General features: G+C 68.8%; 13 protein-coding genes. 7 read left to right on the top strand and 6 right to left on the bottom strand.

Annotated features, from left to right (window positions below; all coding sequences use genetic code 11):
• Window positions 1-49: 49 nt before the first annotated feature.
• Window positions 50-673, bottom strand: coding sequence for a sigma-70 family RNA polymerase sigma factor (locus ACIPC1_RS02435; protein WP_402512584.1), 624 nt, complete (start codon window positions 671-673; stop codon window positions 50-52).
• A gap of 140 nt (window positions 674-813) precedes the next feature.
• On the opposite strand from ACIPC1_RS02435, the gene ACIPC1_RS02430 reads away from it, so the two are divergent.
• Entirely contained in the window at window positions 814-1215 is a 402-nt protein-coding gene (locus ACIPC1_RS02430; RefSeq protein WP_402512582.1) for a nuclear transport factor 2 family protein, read from the top strand.
• A 560-nt stretch (window positions 1216-1775) separates the two neighbouring features.
• The gene (locus tag ACIPC1_RS02425; RefSeq protein WP_402512580.1) at window positions 1776-2189 is read left to right on the top strand and encodes an acyl-CoA thioesterase; all 414 of its coding nucleotides are present in this window, start codon (window positions 1776-1778) and stop codon (window positions 2187-2189) included.
• 87 nt (window positions 2190-2276) lie between these two features.
• Here the strand turns inward: ACIPC1_RS02425 and ACIPC1_RS02420 are convergent, their stop codons facing one another.
• Window positions 2277-3521: a cytochrome P450 gene (locus ACIPC1_RS02420; protein ID WP_402512579.1), complete on the bottom strand. Its 1245-nt coding sequence runs from the start codon at window positions 3519-3521 to the stop codon at window positions 2277-2279.
• 310 nt (window positions 3522-3831) lie between these two features.
• Between ACIPC1_RS02420 and ACIPC1_RS02415 the strand changes: the two genes are divergently transcribed.
• Together ACIPC1_RS02415 and ACIPC1_RS02410 are read left to right on the top strand one after the other, a co-directional pair.
• On the top strand, window positions 3832-5001 hold the full coding sequence (locus ACIPC1_RS02415) for a steroid 3-ketoacyl-CoA thiolase (RefSeq protein ID WP_402512577.1): 1170 nt from the start codon (window positions 3832-3834) through the stop codon (window positions 4999-5001).
• Window positions 5002-5225: 224 nt separating this feature from the next.
• Window positions 5226-6326, top strand: coding sequence for a DUF6183 family protein (locus ACIPC1_RS02410; RefSeq protein ID WP_402513365.1), 1101 nt, complete (start codon window positions 5226-5228; stop codon window positions 6324-6326).
• A gap of 515 nt (window positions 6327-6841) precedes the next feature.
• On the opposite strand, the gene ACIPC1_RS02405 is transcribed toward ACIPC1_RS02410, so the two are convergent.
• Window positions 6842-7435, bottom strand: a complete 594-nt coding sequence (locus ACIPC1_RS02405) for a TetR/AcrR family transcriptional regulator (protein WP_402512575.1) — start codon at window positions 7433-7435, stop codon at window positions 6842-6844.
• Between the two features lie 196 nt (window positions 7436-7631).
• On the opposite strand from ACIPC1_RS02405, the gene ACIPC1_RS02400 reads away from it, so the two are divergent.
• A complete protein-coding gene (locus ACIPC1_RS02400) occupies window positions 7632-8567 on the top strand; it encodes an SMP-30/gluconolactonase/LRE family protein (RefSeq protein ID WP_402512574.1) in 936 nt (311 codons plus the stop codon).
• Between the two features lie 20 nt (window positions 8568-8587).
• On the opposite strand, the gene ACIPC1_RS02395 is transcribed toward ACIPC1_RS02400, so the two are convergent.
• Both ACIPC1_RS02395 and ACIPC1_RS02390 read right to left on the bottom strand, forming a co-directional pair.
• Entirely contained in the window at window positions 8588-9274 is a 687-nt protein-coding gene (locus tag ACIPC1_RS02395) for a YoaK family protein (RefSeq protein WP_402512572.1), read from the bottom strand.
• A gap of 131 nt (window positions 9275-9405) precedes the next feature.
• Window positions 9406-9819 (bottom strand): transglycosylase SLT domain-containing protein, encoded by a 414-nt coding sequence (locus ACIPC1_RS02390; protein WP_402512570.1) that lies wholly within the window; start codon window positions 9817-9819, stop codon window positions 9406-9408.
• A gap of 460 nt (window positions 9820-10279) precedes the next feature.
• On the opposite strand from ACIPC1_RS02390, the gene ACIPC1_RS02385 reads away from it, so the two are divergent.
• Window positions 10280-10969: a phosphotransferase gene (locus ACIPC1_RS02385; RefSeq protein WP_402512568.1), complete on the top strand. Its 690-nt coding sequence runs from the start codon at window positions 10280-10282 to the stop codon at window positions 10967-10969.
• Between the two features lie 3 nt (window positions 10970-10972).
• Here ACIPC1_RS02385 and ACIPC1_RS02380 read toward each other — a convergent pair whose 3' ends face one another.
• The gene (locus ACIPC1_RS02380; RefSeq protein ID WP_402512567.1) at window positions 10973-12199 is read right to left on the bottom strand and encodes a PP2C family protein-serine/threonine phosphatase; all 1227 of its coding nucleotides are present in this window, start codon (window positions 12197-12199) and stop codon (window positions 10973-10975) included.
• A 286-nt stretch (window positions 12200-12485) separates the two neighbouring features.
• Here ACIPC1_RS02380 and ACIPC1_RS02375 point away from each other — a divergent pair, with 286 nt between their 5' ends.
• A complete protein-coding gene (locus tag ACIPC1_RS02375) occupies window positions 12486-15197 on the top strand; it encodes an NB-ARC domain-containing protein (RefSeq protein ID WP_402512565.1) in 2712 nt (903 codons plus the stop codon).
• Window positions 15198-15212 lie beyond the last annotated feature (15 nt).

Genomic DNA, 15212 nt, shown 5'->3' with positions numbered 1-15212 from the left:
CAAGTGCGGGCGCGCGTTTGGGAGTTGGCCGGTGCGAACTCCCTGATGATCAACCGGCCGAACCGGGACTCACCCGACTCTCCCCGGAGGCCCTGGCGCAGGCCATGCCGTAGCCGACCAGGTCGCCGCCAAGGGCCGCGGCGGCCAGGAAGCGTTCGGTGGCCGCCCGGTGCTCGTCCGGCGCAGGCCGGAACCGCGGGCGGCGCGCTCGGACATGCCCCCGGGCCCGGTACGCCATCTGTTGGACCGCCCGCTCGGTACGCCCGACGATGGCTGCGATCTCCGCGTGCGAGAAGCCGAACACGTCGTGCAGCAGGAACACCGCACGCTCCGTGGGAGCCAGGGTCTCCATGATGACCAGCAGGCCATCCGCCACGGCGTCGACCGGCCGCAGCCCGTCGGGCGAGCCGGCCGTCGGCTCGTCCTGCCACTCGTCGTCCGTGTATACCTCCCGGCGCGCCCGTACCCTGCGAAGCTCGTCGATCGCCTGACGGGTCACGAGCCGGAACAGGTACGCGCCGGGGTCCATGACCGAGCCGGGGTCCACCCGGCTCCAGCGAAGCCATGCCTCTTGAAGGACATCGTCGGCGTCCGCCCGGTTACCGAGCATCCGGTACGCCGCTGCCGAAAGCGCGGCCCGGTGCCTCTCGAACAGTTCGCCCGCCGTGCTCATCTCACCCTCCCGTACACACCTCACCGGTTAAGACGGTTCAGCGGGGGCCGACGTCACGCGTGACGTCGACGAACCCGGATCCGTCGTACCAAGTAGATCCGTACCAAGTAGATACCGACCACAGACTCGGAAGGCCCGACATGACATCGACCCTCTCCACCCACCAGAACCGGCTGCTCGTCCTGGAGGCCGTCTCCCGGTTCGGCGCGGGCGACATCCCAGGCTTCACCGAAATGCTGGGCGGCGATTTCATCTCCCACAACCCGCGCGTGGAGCACGACCCGGCGACGCAGTCAGGGCGCCAGGCGTTCGCGGACTTCTTGAGCGGGCCCGGCAGCGCGCACCTGCGGGACGCGACCGTGGCGGCCAAGCACGTGCTCGCGGACGACGACCTGGTCGCCGTACACACCCACGTGGCCACCCCACAAGGCGACCTCGCCACCGTCGACCTTTTCCGGCTCGACGGCGGCATGATCGTCGAGCACTGGGATGTCGTCCAGCCGGTACCCGAGCAGGTGCTCAACCCGCACGGAATGTTCTGACCGCAGAGGTTCGCAGAGGTCCGCCGGCGCCGCGACCGGGCACCGGTGGCCTCCGATCCGACGGTCTCCCGGCTCGTCGACGCCCTCGCCGCGTCCGGCCCGAAGGCTCTCGCGGCGATCCCGGGCGCACGTTCCGAAGTACGGACGCCTGTCTTCCTGTGGTTTCGACGTGGATCTCGCTGTTGCTGTTGCGTACCTGTTCCTTGTTCCTTGTTCCTTGTTCCGGGTCCTTGTTCCTGGTCCGCAGACAGGTACGGGATGACGCCTTCGATGATCCACGCGGTTTTCGCTGTTTCGGTCGAACCCCGTCGTCAGCAGTGTCGTGATTCGCCCTGGGAACGAAATCGTCGAACGCTCGGGCTCGGGCTCACTCATGGGTTCTCCTGTGAGGTGAGTTCAGGAGTGAACAGCAATCGGGGTCGCTGTGAGTTTGGTATGAGTTTGCGCTCCAGGAGGACGGGGCCGAGGGCGTCGCTGCCCCCGTGACCGCCCGCTTTCGGGCTCAGTGCCGGGGCCCGCCTGCGAAGGCCGGAATCATCGTCATCCCTTACGATCACGTCATGAGTAATCAGAAGAGTCACACGGAAATCGTCGGGATTTTCTTTGATGATCTCGACGCCTTTGGCATGCTTTATCACGGCAGGTATGCGGCGATCCTCGAACGCGGCGTTACTACCTACTTCACCGAAGTAGGGCTCACTTATGGGCATGAGGATCTCAACGTCGTTGTGCGTGAGCTGGCTGTCACCTTTGAACAATCTATTAGGGGGGTCGGCCCTGTTGAGCTCACATTCTGGATCGAGAAACTGGGCAGGACCAGCGCGACGTTCGCCTTCCGGTTTCATTCCAAGGAAACCGAGCACGCTCATGGTCGCCGCGTGATCGTCAAGTTCGATCCGAGCACGGGGAAACCCGCGCCGTGGACCGATTCGACCCGGAGTCTCCTCGAAGAGGAGCTTCTGGTGAAGCAGTGATCAGAGGGGGAGAGCGGGGGAGCCCCCGCCTCCCGTGAGACGGGCCAACGGTGCCGGGAGGCCGTCGGCCCGAGCGTGGATACGGCGTTATGTGTGGCTGACCTGGAGTTCCTTGACGCCGTTGAGCCAGGCGGAGCGGAGGCGGCGGGGGTCGCCGGCGAGCCGGAGGTTCGGCATGGTGTCGGCGATGGCGTTGAAGATGAGGTCGATTTCGAGGGTGGCGAGGGACTTGCCCAGGCAGAAGTGCGGGCCTCCGCCGCCGAAGCCCAGGTGGGCGTTGGGGTCGCGGGTGATGTCGAAGAGTTCGGGCCGGTCGAAGACCTCGGGGTCGTTGTTGGCGGAGGAGTAGAAGATGCCGACGCGTTGGCCCTTCTTGATCTGCTGCCCGCCCAGTTCGGTGTCCTGGGTCGCGGTGCGCTGGAAGGAGACGACGGGGGTCGCCCAGCGCACGATCTCCTCGGCGGTGGTCTTCGGGCGCTCGCGCTTGTAGAGGTCCCACTGGTCGGGGTGGGTGAGGAAGGCGTGCATGCCGTGGGTGATGGCGTTGCGGGTCGTCTCGTTGCCGGCGACGGCCAACAGCAGGACGAAGAAGCCGAATTCGTCGGAGGCCAGGTTGCCTTCGTCCTCCGCCGCCACCAGCGTGCTGACGATGTCCTTGGCGGGGCACTGCTTGCGGTCGGCGGCCAGGTTCATGGCGTACGAGATGAGTTCGGTGGCCGACTCGGCGCCGACCTCCTCGGTGATCGCGTACTCCGGATCGTCGTACGCCACCATCTTGTTGGACCAGTCGAAGATCTTGGACCGGTCGTCCTGCGGGACGCCGATGAGTTCCGCGATGGCCTGGAGGGGCAGTTCGCCGGCGACCTGGGTGACGAAGTCGAAGGCGCCGTCGGGACCCGCGCCCGCGAGCGCGCTCTCGACGATCGAACCGGCCCGGGCGCGCAGGGTGGCCTCCAGGGAGCGGATCGCGCGCGGGGTGAATCCGCGCTGCACGATCTGGCGGACCCGGGTGTGCTCGGGCGGGTCCATGTTGAGCATGATCAGCCGCTGGACCTCTATCGCTTCGCGCTTCATGTGCTCGTTGAAACGGATGACGGCGGCGTTGAGGAACGAGGAGAAGAGTTCGGGGTGCGTGGAGACGTACCTGACGTCCGCGTGCCGCGTCACGGCCCAGTAGCCGTCGTCCTGGAAGCCGGCTATTCCGTGTCGTTGGGCGATCCAGTGGACCGGTTCGGTCGCGCGCACCTCGGCGAACTCCGGAAGGGGCACCCGGTGGTGCAGCAGATCGGGGTCGGTGAAATCGAACCCTTCGGGCAGCGCTGGACAGGGCATCGGCAACTCCCGCCGTTCAGACGGCCTTCTGGTCTTCTCGGTGTCCCCGACTGTTCTGACGGTCCATCAGGGATGGGGAAACTGCCGTGAAGGTAGTAACGGGTTCTACAACCCGCAAGGGGCACGGCAGCCCGAATCCTGTGCGGGATTCGTACGGAACGCGACTTCCACGGCTGCACGACCCTTGCGGCACCGGGGGGTTGCTCAGCAGACTGCAGACAGAACTAGAACGCGTACTAGTTCGGCGCGGCGGGTGGCCGGGACGCCCGCGCCGCGCGGGTGGACAGGCCCAAGGAGAGGACGAGCCCCCATGGTCGCGGAACCCGTCATCGTCGAAGCCGTACGCACCCCCATAGGCAAGCGCGGCGGCGCGCTCGCCAATCTGCACCCCGCCTACCTGTTGGGCGAGACCTACCGTGAACTGCTGGGCCGCACCGGCATCCAGGCCGACTGCGTCGAGCAGATCGTCGGCGGCACGGTGACCCACGCCGGCGAACAGTCCATGAACCCCGCCCGCATCGCCTGGCTCACCATGGGCCTGCCGTACGAGACCGCCGCGACGACGGTCGACTGTCAGTGCGGCTCCTCGCAGCAGGCCTCGCACATGGTCGCCAACATGGTCGCGGCGGGCGTCATCGATGTCGGGATCTCCTGCGGCGTCGAGGCGATGTCGCGGGTGCCGCTGGGGTCCGGGTCCAAGCACGGGCCGGGCAAGCCGTTCCCCGACGAGTGGAACGTCGACCTGCCGAACCAGTTCGAGGCGGCGGAGCGCATCGCGCGCCATCGCGGTCTGACCCGCGAGAACGTCGACTCGCTCGGGCTGATCTCGCAGGAGCGCGCCGCGGGCGCCTGGTCCGAGGAACGCTTCAAGCGCGAGACCTTTGCCGTACAGGTGCCGACCACGGAGGAGGAGCAGCGCGCCGGGCAGGGCATGTGGCGGCTCGTCGACCGTGACGAGGGTCTGCGCGACACGTCCATGGAGGCACTGGCCCGCCTGAAGCCGGTCATGCCCACCGCCGTCCACACGGCCGGCAACTCCTCCCAGATCTCCGACGGCGCCTGCGCGATCATGTGGGCGTCCAAGCGGATGGCCCGTGCGCTGAAACTGCGCCCGCGCGCCCGGATCGTCGCCCAGGCCCTGGTCGGCGCCGACCCGCACTTCCACCTCGACGGGCCGATCGACGCGACGCGCGCGGTGCTCGGGAAGGCCGGCATGTCCCTGAAGGACATCGACATCGTCGAGATCAACGAGGCCTTCGCGTCAGTGGTGTTGAGCTGGGCCCAGGTCTTCGGGCAGGACCTGGAGAAGGTCAACGTCAACGGCGGCGGAATCGCCCTCGGGCATCCGGTGGGGGCGACGGGGGCGCGGCTGATCACCACGGCCCTGCATGAACTGGAGCGCAGGGACAAGGAGTTCGCGCTGGTGACCATGTGCGCCGGTGGGGGGCTGGCTACGGGGACGATCATTCAGCGGCTGTAGTCCTCTGAGCGAGAGGAAGGCGGGCGGTCCGGGGCGAAGTCTTGTATTCGAATGGCTACCGTCCGGACCGCCCGGGACCCTGTGAAGTCCCTTTGAATTACCGGCCGTTCGGTTTAATCGCTTAGCCGGTGTGTGGTTGGTGAAATATCCGAGAGATCTTGACGGTGTGCGGACAATCTGAGTACAACTGTGACCTCAACGTGAAAGCTGTGCGGCTACGGGGGATGTTGTGCTGTCAGATGCGATGTGCTCGCGAGTTCGGCTGGGTCGCTGAAGTGGGGGCGGAGCTTGCGTCCCAGGGTGCCGCTGGAAAGGACACCCGAGGGCTCTGTACGGCAGCCCTCGAGCATGTTCTTCGAGTGCTACTCGCACACCCTGGCGTGGAGAGCCTGTATGCCTTGCTTCGCGTACCCGCGTCACCTCACTTGGGCGGACCCGGTGCAATGGCGGCTGAGCGGCGGCTGGCCTCTCTTGTCGCCCGCAACTACCGGCCTGGCGATATTGCACGATCGGTATTCAACCCAGAGTGTCAGTCGGTGCATTCAGTCGAATTTCCAGCCTGCGTTCTCTATGAGTTGGTACTTCTTTCAGTGGAGCTGGAGGAATTCACTTCAATCCGGTCCTATGCGGTGGCTCTCGTGGACGCGGGGCATCCCCTCACCGTGTTGCCGCTGAGCCTTCTGCCCGTGGAGAGCGGATTGCACCGTCCGCTTGGTGCTGCGGACGACTGGACCTGGGCAGTTCCTCCCACCCCTATGACGACATTCGACGCGCCTGAACTGCACTCCACGTTACCGATGCGTCAGCGAGTCGCCGGCATTGAGGTGACAGAGGTGAGCGTCGAAGAATCGGCCGAGGCCATGGGGTCAGCCGTCCAGCACTGGTGCGCCGACTCCAACGGCACAATCGCCGCCCAGGAGTTCTGGGCGTCGGAGCCAGTCAGGAACGAGGACTTCCCGGCCGCCTTTGCACTCCTGCCACTAGTGGCCTGGCCTGAAGGTCAGGCTTCGGCGCGCCTCTACCCTTCATCCCCTGACTCCGTGTTCAGAGCTCTGCTCAGCGCCGCAGTCCGTGGATCGGCCTATGGCCATGGTTTGTATGGTGCTTACGGAAGGCTTGCCACTTGGCGCTCCCTTGGAGGCTTGGTGGGAACTCCGGCGGACGCCTCCATCCTGTCCGTGGCTGACATGGTGGGGCGAGTGGACTGGTTCCATATGGATACCGCTTCCGGGTGGTTCCACGGCATCGCTTGGGACCTTGCAGTTGCGGCACTGCGGTCCGGAGGGCAAGAGATCGCCGTTTTGGCGGCCACCGACACTGACTAACGTGCGAGGCGTGCTGGTAGGCGTTGGTAGGGCCGAGGTTGACGGCAAGGTGAACCGCTCCGGGATCGATGGAGGCGCTCACCTGGATGCCACCAGGGTCCACTTGGCGGGCTGTCGAACATCGATCTCAAGCGACTGGGGCCACCCCGAACTCGCCGCAGATATCGCCCTGTTGGTCTCCGAACTCGGAGGCAACGCCGTCCTTCCCGGATGCCTGCGTGATCGCCTCTTCCATATCGAACTCACCTTCACCGAGCGCGCGGTGCGCGTGGCCGTCTCCGACCCAAGGGGCGAGTTCCTGCCGACAACGGCTACACCTGCGCCAACAACAACCCGGTCACCTCCAGCGACCCCACGGGCGAGCGTGCGGTATCCGCTGAGACGCCACGGAACGTCAGGCTGCGCACCCGAATTCTGTTAGCAGAGGGGCAGGAACGCGGTGAAGTTCTGGCGAGAGGCATTGAAGAGCGCACGCACGACCTGTTCCCGGAGGGAAGGTCCTGGACGGCCGTTCGTCAGTTCGGCCGCCGTAGTCCCGCGATCAGGAGCTCGACCAGGCGGCGGGCGTCGTACTGGGGGTCGTCGTGTGCGCCGATGCAGAGGTTGCCGACGCCTCGCATGAGTTCGTAGGCCTGGATGTCGGGGCGGATCTCGCCGGAAGCGGCTGCTGCGTCGAGGAGTTGGGTGCAGACGGGTAGGAGGCGGTCGAGGAAGTAGGCGTGCAGCGTTTCGAAGCCGGTGCTGTCGGACTGGAGTGCGGCGGCGAGTCCGTGTTTGGTGACCAGGAAATCGACGAAGAGGTTGATCCACTGACCCAGTGCGGCGTGCGGCGTCGCGCTGGTCGCCAGCAGGGCGGGACCGGCCTCGGCGCAGGCTTCGACCTGGTGCCGGTAGACGGCGATGATGAGGTCCGCCCGGGTCGGGAAGTGACGGTAGATCGTGCCGAGGCCGACGCCGGCCTTGGTCGCGATGTCGCGTACCGGCGCTTCCACGCCTGAGGTGACGAAGACCGCGGCGGCCGCGGCGAGCAGGGTCTCGTTGTTGCGCCGGGCGTCCTTGCGCCTGGACGGGGCCGCTGTGTGCCCGGCTCCCTCTTCGCTGTCGTTCACGGTGCCGCCGCTCCTTGTGTCTGTCTCTGTCGCTCGTTCGCTGTCGAGCGTTACCGGAACATGGTTCCGCTTGCTCATGATGTCACGGCGCCTCCCGATCCTCTCAGGCCGGTGACAGCTTCCCGTGTGAGCATGGGCGCCGCCCCGGCGGGAGCGTTCCCGGCGGCGGCCGTACTGCTTTTATGTGGAGGTTCTTATGAGGTCCTACCGAGCCGTGTCCCTGTTGACCACCGTCCTGGCGGCCGGAATGGCGACGACGCTGGCGGTAGCCCCCGCGTTCGCGGTCACCGCACCACTGACCCACCCGACGGTGATCGCGCACTTCGACGTCGCCACCAAGCAGCAGCCCGAGAACATCACCGTGGAGCCGAACGGTTCGGCCGACGTCACCTTCTCCCGGGCCCGGCAGATCGCCCACATCGACAAGGACGGCAAGGTCACGGTCCTGGCGACGCTGCCCGCGCCCACCACAGGGACGGCGTCGGCCTCGGGCATCGTCCGCACCTCCGACGGCACGCTGTACGTCAACTACAACGCCGGTGCGAACTCCGGCATTTACCGGCTGCGGCCGGGCGGAACGCCTGAGCGGATCGCCTCCCTGCCCGACATAGGTGCCCTCAACGGACTCGCGCTCGACCAGAAGACGGGCACCCTGTACGCCACCGATTCTCAGAAGGGCGGAGTCTGGCGGATCTCGCTGAAGACCGGCGAAGTCGGGCTGTGGGCCTCGGGTGAGCAGTTCGACGCGGGCACGGCCGGATACGGGTCCAACGGCATCAAGGTGCACAACGGCGCGGTCTGGGTCGGCAACACCTCCCAGGGCACCCTGACCCGTGTCCCCATCCGCGCCAACGGCAGCGCCGGCGCCTTCACGACCGAGGCCACCGGGCTGTCCGGCATGGATGACTTCGCGTTCACCGGCAAGGGCGACACCGTACTGGCGGCGGCCAACGTCGCGAGCGAGGTCTACCTGGTGAAGCCCGACGGCACCCACACGACGGTGCTCACCAGCGCCGACGGGCTGTCCAACCCGACCTCGGTCGCGGTACGGGGGAACACCGCGTACATCGCCAGCGGGGCGTACTTCACGGCGAAGGACCCGAACCTGCTGGAGGCGCAGATCGCCCACTGACCGGACCTCTTGGTGATGGGTTACCGCTCCCGGCCCGACGCGGTCACCGCAAGCAGCCCCACCGCCAGAGCGGCGATCAGGAGCGGAATCCCCAGACCGTGGTGAAGCACCAGCCACGCGCCGAGCAGCGCTCCCGCGAGCAGCGCGAGCACCGAAGCGGCTCGGCGCGGGGCTCGGGTGCCCGTGCCGCCGGTCAGGTGGGAGTCCGAGACCAGGCCGGTCAGGGTCATCGTCATGACGGTGGTTGTCAGGTCGGGTACGCCGAGCTTGCGTACGGTCGCGTTGCGCAGGCCCATCGCGAGGGCGCAGAGGGCGATGACCGCGTACGTCGTACCGTTCGCGTCCGGGGCCGCGAAGGCCACCGCCGACGCCGCACCCACCAGTACCGCCTCCGCGGCGAGGGTCACCCGGGCCCAGGTCCGCCGCGAACCGCCTCCGAGCCAGGTCGCGACGCGCCCTCCGGCCAGCGCACCCGCCAGGAAGCAGCCAAGCGATGTCGCCGTGTGGGGCACCGAGAACCCCGGCGCCCCGGCAGCGGCGAAGCCGAGCACGACCACGTTGCCGGTCATGTTCGCTGTGAACACGTGATGGAGCCCCAAGTAGCTCACCGCGTCGATCAGCCCACTGACCACCGTCAGTACGAGCAGCACGACGATGAGGGGCAGGCCGCGCGCTTCGGGGTCGCGGGGCGGTGGCTCGGTGCTCACCGGTCCAGTGGACCATGGGTGTGGTGGTTGGGCGTGTAGTGGCAGCACCTGGGCGTGACCGGCCGTGCGTGGGTGTGCGAAAGCGGCGGCCCCAGGGGATCGGGGGCCGCCGCCTTCTGCGTATGGGTGGCTTAGTACCAGCCGTTGGCCTGCCAGAAGTTCCAGGCGCCGACCGGGCTGCCGTAGCGGTCGTTCATGTAGTTGAGGCCCCACTCGATCTGGGTCTCGGGGTTGGTCTTCCAGTCGGAGCCGGCGGAGGCCATCTTCGAGCCGGGCAGGGCCTGGACCAGGCCGTAGGCGCCGGAGGAGGAGTTGGTGGCGTCGACGTTCCAGCCGCTCTCGTGCTCGACGATCTTGCTGAACGCGCTGTACTGCGAGGCGTTCGGGATCATCTTGTGCGCGATCGTCTTGGCGGAGGAGGCCGAGGTCGTCGCAGCCTGCGCCGGAGCGGCGGTCAGCACCATGCCGGTCGTGGCGGCGGCCAGGGCGACGGCGGTGAGGGCCTTCTTCGGGGAAGCGATGCGACGGATGACGGAGACGGACACGGAGAACCTTTTTCTTCGGGGACAAGGAGTCGTCGTACGCATGCCGGAGCCACGCGGTGCGTGGTGGGAATGCGTCGGCGCCGAGGCCCGGGTGGGCTCGTCGGCGCCTGGCGACTGCTCCAGAGAAACAGGCTGGAGGCCCGTCCGCAATGACCCCTTTTACTAGTGGTGGTCGCATGCGAGTAGAAAGTACCTTGTGTGATGTGGCTCTCAAACCCCAGGTCAGAGGGGTTGCGGACGCGTACATGTCATCACTTTCACCTACTACCGCGCTTCGTATGTGACCAAGGTCCTGTGGGACGGCTCACCCCCCGTGTGACGGACGGCGTGCGCTTGTGCACCGCGTGCTGCCGGACGGTGTGACGGGCACCACGGAACGCCCCGGTTCGAAGGTGACCGGGGTCTCGAAAGCGGCCCGGCCCAGGGCCTTGCGCCGGTGAGCCCCCGGTAGGTTCGGCCCATGAGGTCAACGGGGAGACTGCTCGGCTCGGGGCGTTCGGCGGACGTCTACGAGATAGACGAGGCGTGGGTGCTGCGCCGGACCCGCGGGGGATGGGGCGATGCCACCGCGGAAGCCGCGGTGATGGCACACGTACGAGGTCATGACTTTCCGGCGCCGGGTGTGCGGCTGGCGACCCGCACGGACCTGGTGATGGAGCGGCTGTCCGGGCCGACCATGCTGGAGGCGTTCGTTGCCGGGGAGCTCGACCCCCAGGAGGCCGGCGTCACGCTCGCCCGACTACTCCGCGCCCTGCACGCCGTGCCCGCCCGGCTCTCCGCCGACCCCGCCGTCCGCGTCCTGCACCTGGACCTGCACCCCGACAACGTGATGCTCACCCCGGAAGGCCCCAAGGTCATCGACTGGGCCAACGCCGAGGAGGGCCCGCCCGGACTCGACTGGGGCATGTCCGCCGTGATCCTCGCGCAGGTCGCCGTCAGCGGCGAGGCGCACGCTCAGGTGGCCCGCGAGACGCTTGCCGCGATGCTCGGCGACGGCCCATCCGGCGTGACCGACACCGGCCTCAGGGAGGCCAGGCAGCGACGGGCGGTCAATCCGACGATGACCGAGACCGAGGTGCAGATCCTGGGCGAGGCGGAGGAGCTGGTCCGCAGGCTGCTGCCGCCCTTCTCGGGGTCTGCTCGTCCTTGAACCTCACCATGTGCGCGCCGGGATCGTCGTTGCTGTGGGCTGCAACAGGACGAGGGCCAGATCGTCGGTGGGGGTGGCGGTGCCGGTGTGGACGGCCAGGCGGGCGCAGAGGGTGTTGAGGGCCTCGTCGGGGAGGGGTTCGCGCAGGGCCAGGGCGGCCTCGCCGAGGAGCGGGAAAGGGATGCCCTCCGCGTCGCGAGACTCGGTCAGGCCGTCGGTGTAGAGGAGGAGACGGTCGCCGGGCTGGAGGCGTACGCGGTACTGGCGTGGTTCCGGGTGCAGCCCCAACGGCGGTGTGGGGACGACGGGTTCGAGGAACTCGACTCGGTGGCCGGAGCGCAGGGGCGGCGGATGGCCGCAGTTGACGAGCCGCACCTCACCGGGCGCGAACTCGGCGAACACGGCGGTGACGAAGTCCTCCGGCCCCAGCTCCGGGGCGAGCCGCGTGTCGAGGGCGCCGACCAGGACGGTCAAGGTGGGTGCGGTATAGGCGAGTTCGCGGAAGGCCGCGATGGTGTCGGCGGTCAGCCGGACGGCGTCGAGGCCGTGGCCGCGTACGTCACCGATGAGGACACGCAGTCCGTACGGCGTCACCGCGACGTCGTACAGATCGCCCCCTACGGTCGACTCGCGGGCGGCGCTGTGGTAGCGGGTGCACACCTGAGTGCCGTCCAGCGTGCGGGAAATGGGCCGCAGAATCGCCTCCTGGGTGATCCGGGCCACCTCGCGGGCCTGGGTGAGTGTCATGGTCAGGCGCTCGCACTGCCGGGCCGCGTACACGGTGAGGGCGCAGCCGAACAGCAGCCCGATCCACCGCACGCCGAACTCGAAACCCGGCACCGTGCCGTCACCGATGCCCATGGCCAGGCCCAGCGCCGCCGACCAGCAGCAGACCACCACGGTGTGCCGCACCCCGAACCTGACGCAGGCCAGCAGCGGTCCGATCAGCAACAGCGTGATGAGCGGCGGCACCTGGGAGACGAGCAGATCCGGCAGGGCGATCAGCAGGCAGGCGACCAGCGGGGCGAGCAGCAGCCGGCGGGCCCGCCACTCGGCGCCGGGCGGCAGCGGCCCCGGCAGCGGGCGCCACGTGCGTCTTCCGACGCCCGGCGGGGGCGCCAGCAGTCGCGCAGGTCTCTCGGTGTGCTGGGCCGGCGTCCGTCGCGTCAGCCTCTCGGTGCCCGCGGGCCGCCTCCCGATGCCCCCACCGCCTCCGCCCGTGGCGGCCATCCGTTCCCCAGCTCCCTCTCGTCCGTTCATCACTCACCCGACAATCACCGAATATCGGCCTTCTCGCCCTCACCAACAGGGAGTTGATCGCATCTCGTCGAAAGCTGCCCGGAATTGACGGAGCTCCGTCGTCTTTCTGTCCGAGTTGTCGGACATCGGTAACGGGTGGGTGTGATCGGGTCAGACTGGTCGATGTGTCCGACGAGACGAACATCGGTGTGTCCGACGAGGCGATCCGAAGAGACGGGACGGCGTGAGCGCGCGCCCGGCGAGGGATGAGCCCGAGATGAGCGAGAGCGGTGGCCGGGACGCCGCCCAACCCGGTCGTCCCGGCGATCCGCATCCCGGTCGTCCCGGTCGTCCCGGTGGTTCCGGTGGTTCCGGCCGTCCCCATCGTCCCGGCAATCTGCTTCCGGAGACACGGAGCTTCGTCGGGCGGGTCGAGGAACTCGCCTGGCTGAACGAGGAGTTGAATCCGGGGAGCGGTGTCGGCCGACTGGTGAGCCTCGTCGGAGTCGGCGGGGTCGGCAAGACCCGGCTCGCATCGCGGGCCGCTGCCCGGGTCCGGGACGCGTACCCCGACGGCGTCTGGCTGGTGGAGCTCTCCGCGCTGCACACCGCCGGCCTGGTGGGCCTGGCCGTCGTGGAGGCGCTGCGGCTCGCGGACCAGTCGACGGGCCCGGTCACCGAGGTGGTGGCCGAATGGGCCAGGGGCAAGCGGCTGCTGCTGATCCTCGACTCCTGCGAACACGTCCTCGCGGACTGCGTGGCGCTCGCCGAGACGCTGCTGCCCGTCCTGCCGGGGCTGCGCATCCTCGTCACCAGCCGGGAGCAGCTCGGCCTGCCGGGTGAACGCGTGCTCCCAGTGGATCCGCTGCCGGTCGCCGACGACGCGGTGGCTCTGTTCGCCGAACGCGCGGCCGCCACCGGATTCACACTCGACGACACCAACCGGCCCGCCGTGGAAGCCGTCTGCCGCCACCTCGACGGCATCCCGCTCGCCATCGAACTTGCGGCCGTCCGCCTCTCGGAACTCTCCCTGACCGAACTGCACGGCCGCCTCGGCGAACACCTGGCATCCCGCCTCGACGTGCTCGTCCCGCGAGGCGAGGGCCCGGGGAGCGGCGACCGGCGGAACGGCGACCGGCGGAACGGTGACCAGCGGAACGGCGACCAGGGGAGCCGTCTCCCGGGGGGCGGCAAGCCGGGAGACGAAGGCTCGCGAGACGGCGACGTGCGGGGCGGTGACGTGCGGGAACGCGACGGCCTGCCTCGCGACGTGCGGGGCGGTGACGTATGGGGCCGTGACGCACCGGACCGCGAGACACGGGGCCGTGAGGCACGGGACCGCGAAGGCTCGCCTCGCGAGGCATGGGACCGTGACGCATGGGACCGCGAGGCATGGGACCGCGAGGCATGGGACCGCGAGGCATGGGACCGCGAGGCATGGGACCGTGACGCATGGGACCGTGACGCATGCGACCGTGACGCATGCGACCGTGACGCACGGGACCGCGAGACACGGGGCCGTGACGCACGGGACCGCGAAGGGTCGCCTCGCGAGGCACAAGACCGCGGCGCACAGGACCGCGACGCACAAGACCGCGAAGGCCCGCCCCGCGAAGACCCGCCCCGCGACGGGCCGCCTCCCGAAGGCCCGCCCCCCGAAGGCCCACCCCGCCACCACACCCTCCGTACCACCATCGGCTGGAGCCACGAGCTGTGCGAACCGCTGGAACGGCTGCTGTGGGCCCGCCTCTCGGTGTTCACCGACGGCTTCTGCGTGGGCGCCGCCGAGGAGGTCTGCGCGGGCGGCCCGCTGCCCGCCCGGCGCATCGCGGGGCTGCTGACCCGCCTCGTCGAGCAGTCCATCGTGCGACGCCACCGCACCGACCCGGCCCGCTTCCAGTTCCTCGACACGGTGCGGGAGTTCGGCGCCGACTGGCTGCGTGCCCTCGGTGAGGAGCACGCCGTACGCCTGCGCCATCGTGACCACTACCGGCGCCTGGCCCGCGAGGGCTGCGCCGAGTGGAACACCGGACGCCAGGTCGCCTGGTGCGAACGCGTCCTCATCGAACACGCCAACCTGCGCGCCGCCGTGGACTGCGCCCTCACCGAACCCGATAGCCGCGTCGCCCTCGAAATGGCCGCCGACGTCGGCTTCCTCTGGCGGCACTGCGGCTATCTGCGCGACGCCCAGCACTGCCTGGACCTGGCGCTCGCCTCCGACCCGGCCCCCGGACCCGACCGCACCCGCGCCCTGTGGGTGCGCGGCTCGGTCGCCCTGTTCCAGGGTGACCTGAAGGTCGCGGCCCACTGGGCGGTGCGCTGCGCGGACGCGGCTCAGGAGCAGGGCGACCCGGTGGCGATGGTCGCCGCCGTGTATCTGACGGGCGGTCAAATCGCTTTGAGCGGACGTCTGTCGGAAGCGGTCGACGTCCTGTCCTCGGCTCCCCGGCTGCCCATCGGGGCGGACGCGTTCGGGGCCGCCCAACTCCAGGTCCGCGTCGCGCTCTCCTTCACGCACCTGCTGGGCGGCGACTACGAACGCGCCCGCACGGTGGCCGACGAGGCGCGCGAGGTCAGTGCGGAGTGCGGCGAGTCCTGGGCGGGTGCCTTCGCCGACGGAATCGTCGCGCACGCGGACCTGGCGTCCGGCAACGTGCGCGCGGCGGTCCGTAACGCCCGTACCGCACTGGCCGGGCACGTCCTGATGCACAACACCGTCGGAGCCGCCCTCGCCCTGGACGTCCTCGCCGCCGCCGTCGTCGCGGCCGGCGACGGGCCCCGCGCCGCCCGCCTCCTCGGTATAGCCGCCCGTGTCTGGGAGCTCACCGGCCGCGCCCAGATGGACTCACCCGACCTCATCGCCACCCGCCGCTCGCACGAGCTCCGTGTTCGCGAGGAGATCGGCGAAACGGCATACAAGAAGGCGTACGAGGAGGGGCGCGCCATGCGGTACGAGGAGGGGCTCGACTACGCGGCCCACAGCCACTGACGGTGCCCACCGCAG

It is taken from the genome of Streptomyces sp. NPDC087263, assembly GCF_044744645.1.
In the GTDB taxonomy this organism is placed as follows: Bacteria; Actinomycetota; Actinomycetes; order Streptomycetales; family Streptomycetaceae; genus Streptomyces.
This window is presented reverse-complemented; position numbering and strand designations above follow the sequence as displayed.

What these genes read in the sequence shown, in the direction of transcription:
- ACIPC1_RS02375 (WP_402512565.1), top strand. Translation starts at nt 12,486, where the DNA reads ATGAGCGAGAGCGGTGGCCGGGACGCCGCCCAACCCGGTCGTCCCGGC.
- ACIPC1_RS02430 (WP_402512582.1), top strand. Translation starts at nt 814, where the DNA reads ATGACATCGACCCTCTCCACCCACCAGAACCGGCTGCTCGTCCTGGAG.
- ACIPC1_RS02380 (WP_402512567.1), bottom strand. Translation starts at nt 12,199, where the DNA reads ATGGCCGCCACGGGCGGAGGCGGTGGGGGCATCGGGAGGCGGCCCGCG.
- ACIPC1_RS02400 (WP_402512574.1), top strand. Translation starts at nt 7,632, where the DNA reads ATGAGGTCCTACCGAGCCGTGTCCCTGTTGACCACCGTCCTGGCGGCC.
- ACIPC1_RS02435 (WP_402512584.1), bottom strand. Translation starts at nt 673, where the DNA reads ATGAGCACGGCGGGCGAACTGTTCGAGAGGCACCGGGCCGCGCTTTCG.
- ACIPC1_RS02410 (WP_402513365.1), top strand. Translation starts at nt 5,226, where the DNA reads ATGTTGTGCTGTCAGATGCGATGTGCTCGCGAGTTCGGCTGGGTCGCT.
- ACIPC1_RS02420 (WP_402512579.1), bottom strand. Translation starts at nt 3,521, where the DNA reads ATGCCCTGTCCAGCGCTGCCCGAAGGGTTCGATTTCACCGACCCCGAT.
- ACIPC1_RS02425 (WP_402512580.1), top strand. Translation starts at nt 1,776, where the DNA reads ATGAGTAATCAGAAGAGTCACACGGAAATCGTCGGGATTTTCTTTGAT.
- ACIPC1_RS02415 (WP_402512577.1), top strand. Translation starts at nt 3,832, where the DNA reads ATGGTCGCGGAACCCGTCATCGTCGAAGCCGTACGCACCCCCATAGGC.
- ACIPC1_RS02385 (WP_402512568.1), top strand. Translation starts at nt 10,280, where the DNA reads ATGAGGTCAACGGGGAGACTGCTCGGCTCGGGGCGTTCGGCGGACGTC.